The organism is Streptomyces sp. NRRL WC-3742, assembly GCF_000720635.1.
GTDB lineage: Bacteria > Actinomycetota > Actinomycetes > Streptomycetales > Streptomycetaceae > Kitasatospora.
Genome location: NZ_JOCF01000010.1, coordinates 126,360 through 143,060 on the forward strand (window position 1 = coordinate 126,360; position 16,701 = coordinate 143,060).

Below are 16,701 nucleotides of genomic sequence, written 5' to 3' on the forward strand. Positions count from 1 at the left end.
GTGCCGAGACCAAACGATTCCCCAGGAGTTGACTGATGCGTGCTCGGATCCGGCAGGGCCTTCGTTCCTCGACCCGGCAGCAGGGCGGCAGGCGGCGACGAGCCGTGTCGGCCGCCGCCGCGGTGGCCATCGGCGTCATGACGCTGGGCGCCCTCGCCCCGCCCGCCGCCTCCGCCTCCGCCTCCGCCTCTGCTGCTGCCACCGCCAGGCCGGACACCGTCCAGCGGAGCCTGAACGCGCTGGTGCGCGACGACGGGATGCCCGCCGCCCTGGCGAGCGTCCAGGACCGGAACGGCCGCACCCGGACCTACACCGCAGGAGTCGGCGACCTGGCCACCGGCTCGAAGGTGCCCAGGGACGGCCAGGTACGGATCGGCAGCAACACCAAGGCGTTCACGGCGGTCGTGGTCCTGCAACTGGTCGGCGAAGGGAGGATCGGCCTCTCCGCCACCGTCGACACCTACCTGCCCGGCCTCGTCCGCGGAGAGGGGATCGACGGGCGCCGCATCACCGTCCGCCAGCTCCTCCAGCACACCAGCGGACTCCCCGACTACGGCATCCACCTCGACGACGACGAGATCAGGAACCGGTACTTCGAGCCCCGCGAGCTGCTCGACATCGCCCTCCGTTACAAGGCCGACGCGGCTCCGGGCGCGAAGTGGGGGTACAGCAACACCAACTACGTCCTGGCCGGCCTGATCGTCCAGAAGGTCACCGGCCGCCCCCTCGCCGAGGAGATGGACCGGCGCATCATCAAGCGGATCGGGCTGAGCCACACCTACTTCCCGGCCCCCGGCGAGACGGCCGTCCGAGAGCCGCACCCCCAGGGTTACCACCGCAACCCGGCGAACGGACCGCTGCGCGACTTCACGGAGCTGGACCCCTCCGCAGGCTGGGCCGCAGGCCAGTTGATCTCCACCAACTCCGACCTCAACAGCTTCTTCACCGCGCTCCTCGCCGGACGCCTCCTCCCGGCGGCCCAACTCGCCGAGATGCGCACGACCGTCCCCGCCGGGACCTCAGGTCTCCGCTACGGGCTGGGGCTCACGAGCAGGCCGCTGTCCTGCGGCGGCGTCTACTGGGGCCACGGCGGCGACATCGCGGGGTACGAGACCCGGGGCGGTGTCACCGACGACGGCCGCGCCGCCAACGTCGCGGTCACCACCATCCCGACGGACGAGGCGGCCGCGCAGCGCGTGAAGGACGCCGTGGACAGGGCCCTGTGCGGCTGAGGCACGCCACCCCGCCCGGGCCCGGCTCGCCGGGTCCGGGCGACCCGAACGAAGATCCGGCAATTCCCGAGGAGTTGACTCATGCGTGGACAGGCACGGCAAGGGCTTCGGCGGCGACGGGCCCTGTCAGCCGCAGCCGCGCTGGCCATCGGCGTTATGACGCCGGGCGTCCTGGCGGTGCCTCAGGCATCCGCCGCCAGGCAGGATTCCGTCCAGCGGAGCCTGAACGCGCTGGTGCGCGACGGCGGGATGCCCGCCGCGCTGGCGAGCGTCCAGGACCGGAACGGCCGCACCCGGACCTACACCGCAGGAGTCGGCGACCTGGCCACCGGCGCACCGGTACCCGTCGACGGGCAGGTGCGGATCGGCAGCAACACCAAGACCTTCGTCGCGGTCGTCGTCCTCCAGCTCGTCGCGGAGCGGAGGGTGGACCTGGACGCCTCCGTCGACACCTACCTGCCCGGCCTCGTCCGCGGGGAGGGGATCGACGGGCGCCGCATCACCGTCCGCCAGCTCCTCCAGCAGACCAGCGGACTCCCCAACTACAGCGACTACCTCGGGGACGACGTCCGGTACTACGCCCCCCGCGAACTGCTCGCCACAGCCCTCCAGCACCCGGCCGACTTCACCCCCGGGACGAGCTGGAAGTACAGCAACACCAACTATGTGCTCGCCGGCCTGATCGTCCAGAAGGTCACCGGCCGCCCCCTGGCCGAGGAGATCGACCGGCGCGTCGTTCGACCCGCCGGGCTGCGCCACACCTACTTCCCCGCTCCCGGTGACGCGAGCATCCGGGAGCCCCACCCCCACGGCTACTACCGGGAATCGGCAGACGCGCCGCTGCGCGACATCACGGAGATCGACCCCTCCTGGGGCTGGGCGGCAGGCCAGCTGGTCTCCACCGGCTCCGACCTCAACCGCTTCTTCGGCGCACTCCTGGCCGGCCGCCTTCTGCCCTCGGCCCAACTCGCCCAGATGCGCTCCACCGTCCCCGCCGAAGCGACTTTCGGCCCCGGCGCCCGCTACGGACTCGGACTCGTCAGCCGGCCGCTGCCGTGCGGCGGCCTCTCCTGGGGCCACGGCGGAAGCTTCCCCGGGTACGAGACCCGGGGCGGCGCCACCGACGACGGCCGCGCCGCCGACATCGCGGTCACCGTGCAGCTCACCGACGAGGCGGGCCGGAGGAATCTCGAACGCGCCGTGGACACCGCCCTGTGCCGCTGAACCCCGCCGAGGGCGTTCCGTGAAGCAGAACGACCGATGGGCCCGACCGCAGTGCGGTCGGGCCCATCGTCTGCCCTGGCGGGCGGGTGCGGAGGATACGAGATTCGAACTCGTGAAGGGTTGCCCCCAACACGCTTTCCAATTCTCACGAACGGTGTCCGCCGGGGTTCGCACCCGCCCTGAACTGCGGCGGAGCGAACCGCTGGGTGGCGGCTGAACCCGTCTGGACCGGGGTGAACGAGACCGGAACCGAGACCGGCTGACCGACCGACCCTTCCCGCGGTCGTGGTGGTGTCAGGCGGACTTGGCGGTGGCGCGGACGCCGAAGTGGACGTAGCGGCTGCCGTCCGGGAGTGCGTAGAAGACGACCGGGATCCAGGCGTCCTTGGCGTTGCGGCGGCCGGCGAAGACGGTCTTGGCGGGGGTGTCGGAGACGGGGGTGAGGTGCCAGACGAGCGGGTCGAAGGTGCCGGCCAGGCCCCCGACCCCCTCGTAGCGCAGGTCCAGTACGCCTTCGCCGCCGTCGTCCCCGGTGCGGGGGGTGATGGTCATCAGGAAGCCCTCGCGCGGGTAGCGGCCGGCGAAGGGCTCCGGGTCGACGGTCAGGGGGTGCTCGGCGGGCCCGAACGTGGGCATGGTGACGCCGGCGAGTTCGGCGCTCAGCTCGCGGCAGAGGGCCTCGTGGACCTTGGGCGCGGCGCCTCCGCCGTTGGTGAGCAGGGCGATGGCGAGGCCCTTCTCCGGGATGGCGCGCAGGTAGGCGAGCTGGCCGAAGGTGCTGCCGTCGTGGCCGAAGCCGCGCACGCCGTCCCATTCGAACAGGCCCCAGCCGAGGCCCCAGTGGGCGCCGAGGAACCACTGGTCGGGCATCTCGACCTCGCGGGTCAGCATCGCCTCCACGGCGGCGGCGGAGAGCACCCGGGTGCCGTCCGGTGCCGTCCCGCCGTCGATGAACAGCCGGGCGAAGCGGACCACGTCGGCCGCGGTGGCGCTGATGCCGCCGTACGGTCCGGCGGAGCGGGGCAGCATGTTCCACAGCGGAGTGGGCGTCGGGTCCTCGCCGGGCTCGCCCATGTGCCCCATCGCGGCGCGGAAGCGCAGGACCTCCTCGGGCAGCGTCATGGTCTGCCGGAGTCCTGTCGGGTCGCAGAGCAGCTCCTTGAGCGCCTCGTCCCAGGTCCCGCCGGTGACCACCTCGACGATTCGGCCGAGGACGTTGTACGCGGTGCTGGAGTACGACATGGTGGCGCCAGGCGGGTTGGTGAGGCCGACGTCACGCGCGCCCTCGATGTAGCGGGCCAGGCAGTCGTCGCCGCGGCCCGTGTCGTTCACATAGTCACCCTCGATCCCGCTGGTGTGGTTGAGGAGCTGACGCGGCGTGATCGTGCGGGCGGCCTCGGCGTCGGCGAGGGCGAAGTCCGGCAGGACCGTCACGACCGGCTGGTCCAGGTCGAGCTTGCCGGCGTCGGCGAGGGCCAGGACGAGGGCGGCGGTGTAGCCCTTGCTGACCGAGCCGATCTGGAACACCGAGTCGGTGGTGGTCTCGACGCCGGTGCCGGTGTGCAGGACGCCACTGGCCAGTTCGTGGATCTCCCCGCCGGTGAGGACGGCCAGTACGGCGCCGGGGATGCGGTGGGTGGTGAGCAGGTCGTCGAGCCGGCGCTGCCAGTGCGCCGCGTCGAACGCCCCGGCGGCGGGGCCCCTGCCCAGTGCCCGGTCGACGGCCTGTGCAGCCTCCCGGTTGGTTCGGTCCACGAGCTTCACGACCTCGCGGTCGACGTTCTCCGAGAACTCCTTGTACATGTCCTTCGACACGGTTCCCTCCCCGGGGACAGGTGCGCGATGACGCTACCGCTTTTTCGAACATCGTTTGAAACGATCTCGGTGCGATCCTGGTTCCCGAAGGACATCCTCAGCGCCGCCGGGGTCCGCGTGACCGACCCCATGCTTCAGGAGGTCGCCGAGAAGATGCTGCCTACCAGCCGCCGGTGAGCCGCAGGGGGCGGGTGAAGGAGGCGTTGCCGACGTTGTCCCACTCGTCGAGATCGCCGGTGGTGTCGTTGCGGGCGATGAGGTCGGCGGCAGCGGTCCCGCGGAACTTGCCGGCGGTGGTCTGGGAGAACGGGGCCCAGCCGCTGGTGAGCAGGATCCGGCTGCCGAAGGTGCCGTCGCCGTTGCCGGGCCAGCGGTAGAGGTTGCCGGTGGCGTCGGCCGCGATCAGGTCGGCGCGGCCCGTGCCGGTGAGGTCGGCGGCGGTGGTCTGGGTGAAGTTCCAGCCGTCGGTGAGTTTGACGGGTGCGCTGAAGGTGCCGCCCGTGTTACCGGTCCAGCGGTAGAGGTTGCCGGCGGAGTCCTTGGCGACGAGGTCGGCTGTGCCGTCGCCGTTGAAGTCGGCGGCGGTGGTCTGGGTGAAGTTCCAGCCGCTGGTGAGCAGGACCCGGCTGCCGAAGGTGCCGTCGCCGTTGCCGGGCCAGCGGTAGAGGTTGCCGGTGGCGTCGTCGCGGGCGATGAGGTCGGTGTGACCGGTCCCCCGGAAGTCGCCGGCCGCCTGCTGTGAGAAGTTCAGGCTGACGGAGGGCGACTTCGGCGGGGCGGCGATGGTGTTCGCCAGGACTTGATTGCCGTTGTCGTTGAGGTGCAGCTGGTCGTCGCCTCGGTTGTAGTACCCGGCGAAGAGGTGGCCGGGTGCCAGCGGATCGCGGGTGGCCTGGTCGAAGTCGAGGTAGTGGTCGATGTCGGAGGTGGTCCGGATGTAGGCGTTGACGCACTGCCGGACGTTGTCCTTGGCCGCCGAGTACATGCTGTTGCCCTCGAAGGGCGGGATGGTGGCGACGCTGAAGCTGAGTCCCTTGGCGTGTGCCCGCGCGGACAGTTGCTGGATCCCGGCTTCCAGGGCGGCGTCCGTCGCGCCGTCGAGCGAGATGTCGTTGATGCCCTCGTAGAGGATCACGGAGCGGGCGTTGGGCTGGGCCAGCGCGTCGCGGTCGAACCGGGTGAGGGCGCTGGCCCCGTAGGCGGCCTTCTGACCGGTCACATCGGTGAGGAGACGGTTGCCCGAGAGGCCCTCGTTGACCACACCCATCGGGTTCGGCTGGGCCTGGAGGGCCCTGCCGTAGTCGTCGACCCAGCGGCGGTTGGTGTCGGCCGTGGTGTGGCCTTCGTCGGTCTGCGAGTCCCCGATGGCCACGACCGTTCCGCCGCTGCCGGCCGCCGTGACGTCGAGTCCGCTCAGGTAGGCCCAGTGGTAGTAGGCGGTGGTGAAGCCGGTGCTGCCGAGTCCGGCAGCGTGGTCGGCGCTGTCACCGGGGGCGCTGGTGTACGAGGTGGTGAGGGCGTCCGGGTGGTAGGGCGCGGAACTGACCGGATCGGGCAGGTAGATACTGACCAGGAGGTTCTCGTCGGCGGTGACCGGGAAGGCGGCCTGGTCGCTGTAGGCGTCACCACCAGCTGGGATGACGGTCTGTTGGCTGCCGCCGAAGGTCAGCGTGAGGGGTGTGGCCGCCGGGGTCGCGCCCGAGCCCTGGACGGCGATCGTCGCATGGCCGATGGTGACTGGAGCCGAGCTGAAGGTGTTCGCGAGGTGGATCCGGGCGCTGCTTCCGGCGATGCTGCTGTGTACGACCATCCGCAGGGTCTGCCGGCCTGACACGCCGGACTGCGCGGCTGGTCCGGCGGTGCTCAGGGCGGTGCCCCAGCTGCCCGTCCATGGCGAAGTCGCCGGGCTGGGGCGGACGGTGGCCGCTAGGGGGGTCGGGAAGGCCGCGCAGCCGGTGGAGTCGGCGACCGCCGGGGCAGCGGCCGCGAACGGGGCCGTGACGAGCCCGCAGCACAGGGCCATGGCCAGTGCTGCTGCTCGACCTCCCGCAGTGCGCGGACGTTCCTGCGTGGCTCTGCTGTTGGGTTTCACTGGCATGGCTCCTTCGGGCTGGTCCTGGTGCGGGCTCTGTCGCCGGGTGTTCGGGTTCGGTTTGCGCCGCGCCTGCCGGCCGGCCGGTGGTGAGGGCGCCGGCCGGCCGGTGGTGAGGGCGGCTACCAGCCGGTGGTGAGGGCGACGGGGCCGGCGAAGTGGCCGGTGCCGTTGCCGGCCCAGCGGTAGAGGGTGCCGGTGGTGTCGTCGCGGGCGACGAGGTCGGCGTGGCCGCTGCCGGTGAAGTCACCCGCGGCGGTCTGGCTGTAGTTCCAGCCGCCGGTGAGCTTGACGGGTGCGCTGAAGGCGCCGCCGGCGTTGCCGGTCCAGAGGTAGAGGTTGCCGGAGGAGTCCCGGGCGACGAGGTCGGCTGTGCCGTCGCCGTTGAAGTCGGCGGCAGAGGTTGCCGGAGGAGTCGCCGGCGACCAGGTCGGCCTTGCCGTCGCCGTTGAAGTCGGCGGCGGCGGTCTGGGTGAACTTCCAACCGCTGGTGAGCTGCTTCTTGCTGCTGAAGCCCGCGCCCTTGTTGCCCGTCCAGACGAAGAGGTCGCCGGCGGAGTCCTTGGCGAACAGGTCGGAGACCTTGTCGCCGTTGTAGTCCCCGCCCGTCGTCGACGAGTAGTTCAGCGTCACCGACGGGAACGGGCTCTGCGTGTCCGTACCGAGGCCGTTCACGGCTCCGCACTTCGGCCATGCGCTGGGGCCCTGTACGGCCAGGACCTTCTCGGCGATCGTGATCTGCTGGTTCTCGGTGGCCTGGTGGGGGTAGGCGGCGTACTGCTGGCCCCCGTAGGCGTTCCAGGTGTCGAGGTCGAACTGCAGGCCGCCGTAGTAGCCGTTGCCGGTGTTGATGCTCCAGTCACCGCTGCTCTCGCACTGGGCGACCTTCTCCCAGGTGCTGACGGAGGCGGCGGAGGCGCTTCCGGCGCCGGCCACCGAGGCGACCAGGGCGGCGCAGGCGGCGGTCAGGGCCAGGACGTGACGGTTCTTGCGGTTGGTGCGGCGCATGGGACTTCCGATCGTGGTCAGGGTGTGTGAGGGGAGTGGGGCAGCCGGTGTCCCGCGCGGGGCGTCAGCGCGGGACACCGGGGGCTAGCGGCGGAGCAGGTGCTACCAGCCGGTGGTGACCTGGACCTTGGGCGCGAAGCCGCCGCTGCCGTTGCCGGCCCAGCGGTACAGCGTGCCGGTGGCGTCGTCGCGGGCGATCAGGTCGGCGTGGCCGCTGCCGGTGAAGTCACCCGCGGTGGTCTGGGTGAAGTCCCAGCCGCTGGTCAGCAGCTTCTTGGTGCTGAAGGCGCCGCCGGCGTTGCCGGTCCAGAGGTAGAGGTTGCCGGAGGAGTCCCGGGCGACGAGGTCGGCTGTGCCGTCGCCGTTGAAGTCGGCGGCACTCCAGCCGCTGGTCAGCAGCTTCTTGGTGCTGAAGGCGCCGCCGGCGTTGCCGGTCCAGAGGTAGAGGTTGCCGCTGGTGTCGCCGGCGACCAGGTCGGCCTTGCCGTCGCCGTTGAAGTCGGCGGTGGCGGTCTGGGTGAAGTTCCAGCCGCTGGTGAGCTGCTTCTTGCTGCTGAAGCCCGCGCCCTTGTTACCCGTCCAGACGGACAGGTTGCCGGCGGAGTCCTTGGCGAACAGGTCGGAGACCTTGTCGCCGTTGTAGTCCCCGGCGATCGTCTGCGAGTAGTTCAGGGTGACCGAGGGCTTCACGACCGGGCTGATGTACCCGCTGATGGTCTGGTTCCAGGGCGCGGCGCCCACCGCGTAGTCGGTGGTGCTCTCCTGCTGCACGATGCCCTGGCTGTAGCCGCTCGAGTGGCCCTCGTTGCCGCCGACCACGGTGATGGAGCCGCCACCGACCGCGGTGACCAGCGCCACGTGGTCGGCGTAGTCGCTGGAGGCGTCGTAGTTGTAGACGACGGCGTCACCCACCTGAGGGGTGCTGTGCAGGGTGCCGTAGGTCTTGCCGTAGTCGTAGACGCTGGCCGCGGTGTTGTCGATCGCGGAGAGGTGGGCGACGTCGTACTGGGACCACGCCCAGCCGACGAAGTCCGCGCACCAGGCGTGGGACTGGCCGCCGGAGCCGTCGCAACTGGTGCTCTGGCTGTTCAGTCCGGACGAGTAACCGCCGTGGGCACAGGGGCCGTTGCCGACCTCGGCGGTCGCGGTGGCGGCGATCGAGGACGTCGTGCTCGCGTGGGCCGGGGCGACCATCAGACCGCTCACCGCGGTGGCGGCGACGACCGCGGCGAGACCGGTCTGCTTGAGGCGGCGCATGGTCATGCTCATGACATAAATCCTTTGATGAGGTATGGCGCGGCGGAGGCCGCGCCAGGGCGCGGGAAGTCCGTGGGGAGAGGGCTCCGGAGAGCCCTGAGGGAGGAGGGAGCCTTACCGCCCGAGCAGCGGTGTGACGTACCGGGAGAAGACCTGTGCCCTCGCGGCGGAGCCGAGCAGCTCGCACGCGTGTGCTGCCGCCTGACTCCGGCTGCCGGCCCGGAGAAAGAGGACGAGGTCGATCCCGTGCGGCCCGGCACGGGCGCGGACGTGTTCCAGGCCGTGGCGCGACTCGGCGTGCGCCCACAGGGCATCGTGCACGGTGTGCGCGTCGGCTCCCTCGGAGCCCGTGCTCCCCACCTGGTGCAGGGTCAGGTGAACGACGTGCACGGCCGGTCAGTCCCAACCGATGCTGTTGGCCTGCGAGGCGGCGCCGAGGGGCGAGCCGGCCGGGGCGACGTCCCAACCGATGCTGTCGGCCTGCGAGGCGGCGCCGAGGGGCGAGCCGGCCGGGGTGACGTCCCAGCCGATGGAGCTCGCCGTGACGCTCGTCGCCGTTGTCTGCGCACCGGCCGCAGCCGTCAGCACGGTCGGTGCGGCGCCGAGGAACAGCGCGGTCGCGACGGCGGAGACCTTGAGCAGGCGGGCGGCGTTGGACATGGCGGTACCCCTGTCGGTGAAGTGTGCGGGGAGGCGAGATGCCTCGGAGTGAACCCGGCGAGCGGGCTTCGTTCTCGCCGCTGTTCCGGTGATCAATATCTTGCTGCCGGGAGGGGCCCAGTGGAATGGGTTCGGCCTGGCGCCAAGGAGCCAATGGGCCCGGCACCTTGGTGCCTCCGGCGGCCGGAGTCCGCGCCCGGGCCGGACCCGGTTGCCACTGCTGCGCCTTGCTGGAAAGATCGTTCGCGAAGCTGGGGAACGATCCTTCAGTGGCAAGCGGGGGCGCTTTCATGCTGGAAATGCTGGGGTTGGACCGGGTCGTCGAGGCCGTCTACCGGGAGATGCTCCGCGACCCCGACGCCGGAGTCACGGAGCTGTGCGCGCAGCTGACCCTGCCGGAGAGCACGGTGCGCGAGGCGCTCGACGAACTCGCCGATCTCACGATCGCGCGCGAGTCCCTCTTCCACCCGACCGGGCTGCGCGTGGTCGAGCCCCCGGTCGCACTGGAACTGATGCTCCTTCGACAGGAGGAGGAACTCGCCCGTCGTCAGCACGAACTGGCGTCGCAGAAGACGGCGATGGCCCGCGCGGTGGCCGACTGCGCCAAACTGCGACCGGAAGCCGCCGCCGTCCGCGGCTCGGAGCGACTGGTGGGGGTGGAGGCGATCCAGGCGAAGCTGAGGGTCTTGGCCAAGGAGCTGCAGGGCGAATGCCTGGCAGTGATGCCCGGAGGTGGCCGGTCCCAGGAAAGCCTCGACGCGTCCAGGCCGCTCGACGCGGAGGCGCTCGGGCGCGGTGTCACCCTGCTGACGCTCTATCAGGACAGCGTGCGCAACGACCCGGCCACCCTCGCGTATGCGCAGTGGATGACGGATGCCGGCGGACAGGTGCGGACCGCCCCGGTCCTGCCGCCTCGAATCCTGGTGTTCGACCGAAAGGTCGCCGTCCTGCCGATCGACCCCACGGACACCCGTCGCGGTGCACTCTGCACGCGCGAGCAGGGGATCGTGGCCGCGCTGCTCGCGCTGTTCCAACAGGCATGGGACACCGCCGTCCCGCTCGGGGCGGACCGTCAGCGCGAGGCGGACACCGGACTTAATCCCACCGAGAAGGAGCTGCTGAAGCTCCTCGCGACCGGCCTGACCGACGAGGCCGCCGGAAAGCGTCTGGGTGTCTCCTTGCGAACCGTCCGCCGCCAGATGGCTGCCCTCATGGAGCGCCTGGACGCCACCAGCCGGTTCGAGGCGGGCCTCAAGGCGGCCCAGCGCGGCTGGCTCTGAGCCCGACCGGGGGCTTCCCCGGGGAGCGCTCGGTGTTCCCGCTGAACAACACCGTGGTGTTCGGACGCCGTCGGCGGGGTCCGAACCAACCGGAGAAGGATCGATCGCAACCACGGAACGACGAAGGGTCCGGACCGCTGAGCGGTCCGGACCCTTCGTCTGCCCTGGCGGGCGGGTGCGGAGGATACGAGATTCGAACTCGTGAGGGGTTGCCCCCAACACGCTTTCCAATTCTCCCGAACGCCGTCCGCCGGGGTTCAAACCCGTCCTGACCTGCAGCGGAGAGAATCGCTGGGCGGCGGCTGAACCCGGCTGGACGGGGGTGAATGAGACCAAAACTGAGACCAGGCGACCGGCTGGGGCAGCCCATAGCGGCCGAGGGGCCTACTTCGGAAAGTCGCCCGCGAGCCACCCATCCACCACTGAGAGTGCAAGGGCCTCCTGGAGCCAGGGGGTCGTCTTGATGATCTTGGTGAGGAGCTCGCGCGCCTGGTCGGGCGGGAGTAGCTCCGAGAGCACATGGCTGCCGTCGCCGAGCTGGCTTCCGCTCGCGCAGTCGATGTAGATGTCGACGAGACCTCGCTTGGTCGGCGCCACCCCGATGAACGCAGTGCCGCTCGCCAGCGACTCGCCGACCTTGATCAAGTTCTGTTGAGGGCCGGACGTGGAGGTGCGGGCCGATCGCGTGCTGGCGGTTGGCAGCGGTCCTCCCCAAGCGCGCTCGGTGAGTTCACCCCACACTCCGGCGGCGACGGTGCGGGGATCTACGCCTTCGGATGGGGCGCAGTCCTTGTACACGCCATCGGGGTGCTCTGAGCGGTCATGCTCCTTGATCCAGAAGACACGACGAGCGAACCGAAAAGGCGCTTCGCCTGCAGGCGCGTCCGGTTTGAGCACCGAGTACCCCACCCGCCGGCCATGCCCGTTCCAACGGACAGGGCCGCGACGGGTGCTGGCTGCGACCTCCAGGTATTCACGCACGTAGTCGAGGTTGCCGATGCTCTCGGTCCAGACGATGCCGTCCTCGTGACGGATGAGATCTGGGTCCCTGTTCATGCATTCTCCTCCCGAGTGGACCGTGGCAGAGCCTGCCCTCAGCCTGCGGGTGTGAACCGTCCGGACTGCCTGTCTCGTTGCCAAGTCGACTGTGCTCGGAACGGGTTCGGCGAGAGAGCCAACGAGGCAGGGCCAGGCGACTCTTGGCCACGCGCTCATGCCCGCTGTCAGTGCGGTCAGCTAGCGTCCGCTGTATGCCGAAGAAGCGGAAGAAGAAGCCGCCATCGCGTGCTCGGCGGACAGGCACGGTTCCCCCACGCGAGCAGCGGCCCTCGACGATCACGCTCGGGGGCCCGCGAGTGCCCTCACGCGGCTGGGGCTTCCAAGCGCTGATCGACGCCGCACTGGAAGCCGGTCAGCCGCTTCTGAAGTTCACGGCGCAAGCTCCCGACGGATATTCGTCTGATTTCCGTCCGCAGGTCGATTCTCCCCGTGCGCCGCTCCAAGCAGGGTGGTACTTGCGATCTGACCTGGCAGTTCCGATCTACATCTGGGTGTTCTCTGAGAGTCAACTAGCCGACGATGAGGGAGGTTTGGATCTGCGCCGCAGGGGATTTGCTTTTTGCGTGGCGCACTCGGTGTGTACACATGGCAGGGCGGACACCGAGTACGCGAGCGCGGAAGTCATGGAGACTTGGACTCCCATTGTGGCGCCGGATCCGAGCATCGTGGACGCAAACCGTTACGGAGGTTGCGCGCCCAGTTATAGCACGCCCCCGGTAAAGCAGCTGCCTCCAGGAGGGCCTCGCAAGGTTGGCGTACTTGACGTGGACTATGCGCGGGTAACGGGTCAGCGACTTCCTGAACGCTGGGATATTGACGTCGTGGGACTTCTGGTGGTCGAGCGACAGGAAGCCGCTGACATGCCCGGGCGTGAGATCTGGCGACAAGTGGCGTTTCACACGTTTCGGGATCGGAATTTGTCAGGTCTCAATGCTGCGGCCGATGAAGTAGACCTGATCATCGGGCATAACCTCTTCGACGGAGACTATCGATGCCTGCGGACCTATGCCGACCGGGTGGACGTGGGACGGCTGGTTGCGAAGACAGTTGACACGCTGTATGCCGCTAGGCAGGTGGTGACCGGCGGACTTCCCCGCGCCGCCAATCTTGGGCTCACCGACTTGGCGCATGCCCAGGGGTTGCGCGACCGGGCAAAGAAGGAGTCCCGAACAGAGGCGCATCGCGGAATCAAGACGTTCTACGACGCGGAAGAAGACTGGTTTTTCCAGCCCGTTTCTGATGACTGTGAACTGATGCTGGAGCTATGGCTTGAGCTAATCACCAGCCGGCGTCTTCGCCGTGCTCGGAAGTCGCGCGAATCGGTCGAATACGTGCTTGGTGAGGAGGGTCTGCGGCTGCTGCTGGAGCCGCAGCTCACGCCGGCTGCCTTCACGAATCTGCTGACGACGAGAGGAACGGTCTACAGGCTGGATGGAATGGCCCGCAATGAGAGCGTCGCCCGTATTCACCGGGAGATCGAGCAGCAGAGGGCCGAAGGTGCTGCAGTCAATCGCCATCCAGTAGCTGCGCATCGGCAACGCTGTATGGCGCCGGGAGACCTGAGGGAAAGGGAGTGTGATCAACTGATCCCGGCCACAGGGGCGTATTGCCGGGACCATCGGGCCAAGCGGCGTTGTCGAGGGAACCCGGCTCTGGATGACAAGTGCGTGACTGTCGTTCGCGGTGACCTTGCGCATTGCGACTGGCATCGCAGGACGGCACTTTATGTCCTGCCAGGGCAGCGGATTGTCAGCGATTTCAGTCTCGCCCTCCCGCTTCCCGGATGGGACAAGGGCAGTGATTGGGGATATGACACAGGTACTCGTTCATTCTTCGCTCGGCTTTACCGCAACGGAGACAATATCTCGGACTCGCCGAACGTATGGCTAGTGGGCGTTGATCCTGATCTGACGGATGTGGTTGCGCTGACCGATGCTGTCCAAGCAGCAACTGGACAATCCCGACATGACGTCGTGGCGTCCCTAACAGTCTTGACAGCAGATCAGGAGATGCTTCGAGAGCGCGCGATGGCTACCCAGGATTGGGAGCCGGCGGAATGCGAAGGCCCCTGTCCGTGTGGCACCTCAGATTGCGGCCACGGCGAGCCTTGTCCGAATGATGAGTGCAGCGGTCACGATATCCACGTGATGCGAAACCCCCGCACCGACGTAGATGTGACAGCCTGGCAGGACACCTTTGACTGCTGTGAGGGCTGCGGTGCGAGCGCTTTCGACATCGCGCTACCAAACCGCCCATGGGGCGAAGTGCGCGACGACGGCGTGGTAACCGTCTATGCCGGGGTGGAGCACTACGAGTTCGGCGCCTGTTGTTGGTAGGCACCCACACATCGCCTTGGCGGGCGGTGCACCGGCGCGGGCTTTGGTGCACCGGTGTTGACGATGCGCCTCAACGAGTGGCACCTGGGGCGCGGCTGACGGCGGTGAGATCGGCGCTGGCCTCGATGTCATTGAAGTGCTCACTACGGGCGTTGCCAAGGACGACGCTCGATCGATCGATGAGCTTGCCTCACGGCCAGGTGGGTGGTCACTGCGGGACGCCCTGTCTTGCGGTTGCACTGCCCTCTTGGAACTTGGTGGCGGGGAGATCCAGAGGCGGCGGTTGGGGGAGGGCTTCCAGAGTCGCCGGCCGTAGACGGTCCCCCTGGCCGAACCAGTACCCGATGATCGTGCCAGCGATCCCGGTAACCGGAACCATGTACATGCTGAAGTTGTTAGCGGGGACGTTGGCAATCATGGCCACCCACGGGGAGACCACGATGGCCACGACCACCGCCACGAGTGCCCATCCGCGAATGCCTTCGGCGCGGCGTGTTACTGAGACGTGTTGGTGTACGAGGTCTGCGCGGTGTTTGCGGTCTTCGAGCTCGACCTCCCACCGGCGCTCCGTCTCACGCGACTGGAGGTCTGCGCGGTGTTTGCGGTCTTCGAGCTCGACCTCCCACCGGCGCTCCGTCTCACGCGACTCGAGGTCTGCGCGGTGCTTTCGGTCCTCGCGTTCGACCTCCCACCGGCGCTCCGTCTCACGCAGCTTGGTCTCGGCGGCGACCTCTTCCTGAGTCTCCGGAATTCGACCGAGCAGGAACTGAGCTGCGCGATCTTTGATTTGCACACGCTCGGTATACGCAACCGTGAGGAGCTCCTCAAGGTGCGTGTACTCAGTCATCCAGTCATCTGCGGTCTGCGGCTTGCGACCGATCCGCCATCGCTTTCCCGCCATGGCCTCGGCGGTCGTACCGGGCGTTGGACCCGCAGGTAGGCCGCCGAGCTCTGGTTCACTCATTGAGACTCCTCAGCTTTGGCAGGCAACGGCCAGTGCCTCGATGGGCGTACGTCGGGGGGAACTGGGGTCAGGTGGATGCTCAGCGTTGCCGCCGGATCTTGACCCGGTATTCGTCTACTGCTCGTAGGCCCATGCCCGCCCGGTTTGCCGGTACTGCTCGACCGGGATGGGCTCGACGCCGGCAGCCATGCGTGCGGTGTAGAGCAGGCCATCGAGGTGGTCGATCTCGTGGTGGATCAGGCGGGCGAGTCCGCGTTCGTAGGTGGTGGTGGTCACCTGGCCGTCCAGGGTGGTGGTCTCCACGGTGATCTGCAGCGGCCGGGGGACCAAGCCGCGAACGTCGAAGAACGACAGGCAGCCCTCGAACTGCTCGTCCGCCTCGTCGGAGCGATTGGTGATCCGCGGGTTCAGCAGGACGATCGCCGGAGCGCCCGGGGAAGCGGGCTGGACGATGGCGGCGGCCCGGCCGATCCCGATCTGCGGTGCCGCGATGCCCATGCCCTTGGCGAAGGGGTGGACCTGGCCGATGCGCTCCATCGCGGTGAACAGCTTCTCGACGACCTGCTCGGCGGCCTCGCGCTCGGTGGGCAGGTCGAACGGTCGGGCGGGCTCGGCGAGGACGGGCGCGCCCTCCTGGACGACGCCGAGGTCACGCATCTGCTCGCTGGGCCGCACCTGGATCACCTGAACTCCCCTTGGGTTGTGTCGCGTTCGGGTCGGGCCCGGAAACGCCATTCCAGACGGTACCGGGCATGGAGGGCGGGCGTGGACGTGCTCCAGGAGAAGACCCGCAGACCGCCCTCCTCACGCCGGATCGGGGCGGTCCGCAGCGGCACCGCCTCAGCGGTCATCGATGTCTCGGTACCCCACACCGCTGGGTCGAGGTCGACTGGGAAGGCGAGTTCGACTTCCAGGTGCTCGGTGGGGAGGCGGACCGCGCGCTGGAACCAGCGGCCCCACTTCTCCTCGCCGACCGAGTAGGCGTACTCGATCCATACCGACTCGCCTGGGTACAGCGGGAAGCGGCCCTGCTCGTTCTCGAAGAGCAGCCAGACCTCCTTGAACGCGTCGCGGTCGTGCTTGGCCTGCCAGCGCATCGCCTCCCCGCGGCAGGTCGCGGTCAGCGCGAGTTCGTCCCAGGTCAGCGGGTGCTCGCGGTAGTGCGCGTTGGAGCGCTCCGGCTCGCCGGGGTAGCGGTCCACGCTGATGCGGATCAGGTAGCGGGTGATCGGCTCGCTGCCGGTGTTCCGCAGCAGCCGGCGCATCGTCAGCCGGTAGCTGGAGCCGTCGAAGTCCAGGCGGGCGGCGTCGTGCTCGACGATGATCGCCGAGCCGGACGCGTACGGCTGCTCTGCTCGGCGGGGCGGCGGCAGGGCGGCGCCCGGTGCCGTCCGGTTCCTGGCCGCCTCGTAGTCCAGCCAGCGCTTCCACAGGGCCTTGCCCGCGTTCAGGGTCTCCTCGGCCCGGCGGGCGAAGTCCTCGGTGGGCTTGTGCCGGCCGGACTCCACATGGCTCACGTACGACGGGTCGAAGCCCATCTTGATGGCCAACTTCCGCTTGGACAGGCCCCGCACCTCACGCCAGTGGGCGACCTCCGCCGCGAACGCCTCGGCGGCCTGCTCAACCGTCAAGACCTCGTCCCGCGCGTCCATCAAAGCCCCCGCCCTGGCTGCCGGATGAGATGAATGAACCGTGAGTGATCCCGATTCATCATTCTGTCACGGCCCTGATCGCCAGTTTCCTTCTTTTACCGACCCGGGTCGAACCCCGGGCT

14 protein-coding genes and 1 pseudogene are annotated in these 16,701 nt (G+C 68.9%); 4 read left to right on the forward strand and 11 right to left on the reverse strand.

The window, feature by feature from the left end; translation table 11 throughout:
• The first annotated feature begins 35 nt into the window (after positions 1-35).
• Together IH61_RS0108845 and IH61_RS0108850 are read left to right on the forward strand one after the other, a co-directional pair.
• Complete coding sequence (locus IH61_RS0108845; RefSeq protein ID WP_031067498.1) at positions 36-1,232, forward strand: serine hydrolase domain-containing protein; 1,197 nt, start codon at positions 36-38, stop codon at positions 1,230-1,232.
• An 81-nt stretch (positions 1,233-1,313) separates the two neighbouring features.
• Complete coding sequence (locus tag IH61_RS0108850) at positions 1,314-2,456, forward strand: serine hydrolase domain-containing protein (RefSeq protein WP_031067500.1); 1,143 nt, start codon at positions 1,314-1,316, stop codon at positions 2,454-2,456.
• A 294-nt stretch (positions 2,457-2,750) separates the two neighbouring features.
• Here the strand turns inward: IH61_RS0108850 and IH61_RS0108855 are convergent, their stop codons facing one another.
• From IH61_RS0108855 to IH61_RS0108885, 7 genes and pseudogenes are all read right to left on the reverse strand, one after another.
• Positions 2,751-4,271 carry a serine hydrolase domain-containing protein gene (locus tag IH61_RS0108855; RefSeq protein ID WP_234327085.1) on the reverse strand — a complete coding sequence of 507 codons (1,521 nt, stop codon included), beginning with the start codon at positions 4,269-4,271 and terminating at the stop codon, positions 2,751-2,753.
• 160 nt (positions 4,272-4,431) lie between these two features.
• Entirely contained in the window at positions 4,432-6,369 is a 1,938-nt protein-coding gene (locus tag IH61_RS42720; RefSeq protein ID WP_078910944.1) for an FG-GAP-like repeat-containing protein, read from the reverse strand.
• Between the two features lie 116 nt (positions 6,370-6,485).
• Positions 6,486-6,707, reverse strand: a pseudogene (locus tag IH61_RS50205) (FG-GAP repeat domain-containing protein); the annotation flags it as partial.
• On the reverse strand, positions 6,610-7,371 hold the full coding sequence (locus IH61_RS49910; RefSeq protein WP_051836606.1) for a transglycosylase family protein: 762 nt from the start codon (positions 7,369-7,371) through the stop codon (positions 6,610-6,612). The gene IH61_RS49910 and the pseudogene IH61_RS50205, both read right to left, overlap by 98 nt.
• A gap of 102 nt (positions 7,372-7,473) precedes the next feature.
• Positions 7,474-8,640: an FG-GAP-like repeat-containing protein gene (locus IH61_RS40600; RefSeq protein ID WP_051836611.1), complete on the reverse strand. Its 1,167-nt coding sequence runs from the start codon at positions 8,638-8,640 to the stop codon at positions 7,474-7,476.
• Positions 8,641-8,742: 102 nt separating this feature from the next.
• Complete coding sequence (locus IH61_RS40605; RefSeq protein WP_037971993.1) at positions 8,743-9,018, reverse strand: hypothetical protein; 276 nt, start codon at positions 9,016-9,018, stop codon at positions 8,743-8,745.
• Between the two features lie 6 nt (positions 9,019-9,024).
• Positions 9,025-9,288, reverse strand: a complete 264-nt coding sequence (locus IH61_RS0108885) for a hypothetical protein (protein WP_031067507.1) — start codon at positions 9,286-9,288, stop codon at positions 9,025-9,027.
• 290 nt (positions 9,289-9,578) lie between these two features.
• On the opposite strand from IH61_RS0108885, the gene IH61_RS0108890 reads away from it, so the two are divergent.
• On the forward strand, positions 9,579-10,568 hold the full coding sequence (locus IH61_RS0108890; protein ID WP_031067509.1) for a helix-turn-helix transcriptional regulator: 990 nt from the start codon (positions 9,579-9,581) through the stop codon (positions 10,566-10,568).
• A 384-nt stretch (positions 10,569-10,952) separates the two neighbouring features.
• Here the strand turns inward: IH61_RS0108890 and IH61_RS47680 are convergent, their stop codons facing one another.
• Positions 10,953-11,624 (reverse strand): DUF6009 family protein, encoded by a 672-nt coding sequence (locus IH61_RS47680; RefSeq protein WP_063763165.1) that lies wholly within the window; start codon positions 11,622-11,624, stop codon positions 10,953-10,955.
• A 194-nt stretch (positions 11,625-11,818) separates the two neighbouring features.
• On the opposite strand from IH61_RS47680, the gene IH61_RS46845 reads away from it, so the two are divergent.
• Positions 11,819-13,963 (forward strand): hypothetical protein, encoded by a 2,145-nt coding sequence (locus IH61_RS46845; RefSeq protein ID WP_158844815.1) that lies wholly within the window; start codon positions 11,819-11,821, stop codon positions 13,961-13,963.
• Between the two features lie 208 nt (positions 13,964-14,171).
• Here IH61_RS46845 and IH61_RS0108900 read toward each other — a convergent pair whose 3' ends face one another.
• The 3 genes from IH61_RS0108900 to IH61_RS47690 all read right to left on the reverse strand — a co-directional run bounded on the left by IH61_RS0108900 (position 14,172) and on the right by IH61_RS47690 (position 16,558).
• Entirely contained in the window at positions 14,172-14,810 is a 639-nt protein-coding gene (locus tag IH61_RS0108900; RefSeq protein WP_031067514.1) for a hypothetical protein, read from the reverse strand.
• 231 nt (positions 14,811-15,041) lie between these two features.
• Positions 15,042-15,611, reverse strand: coding sequence for a peptide deformylase (locus IH61_RS47685; RefSeq protein ID WP_199823287.1), 570 nt, complete (start codon positions 15,609-15,611; stop codon positions 15,042-15,044).
• Positions 15,608-16,558, reverse strand: a complete 951-nt coding sequence (locus IH61_RS47690) for a helix-turn-helix domain-containing protein (RefSeq protein WP_234327086.1) — start codon at positions 16,556-16,558, stop codon at positions 15,608-15,610. Before IH61_RS47690 ends, IH61_RS47685 begins: the two co-directional genes overlap by 4 nt.
• Between the last annotated feature and the right edge of the window lie 143 nt (positions 16,559-16,701).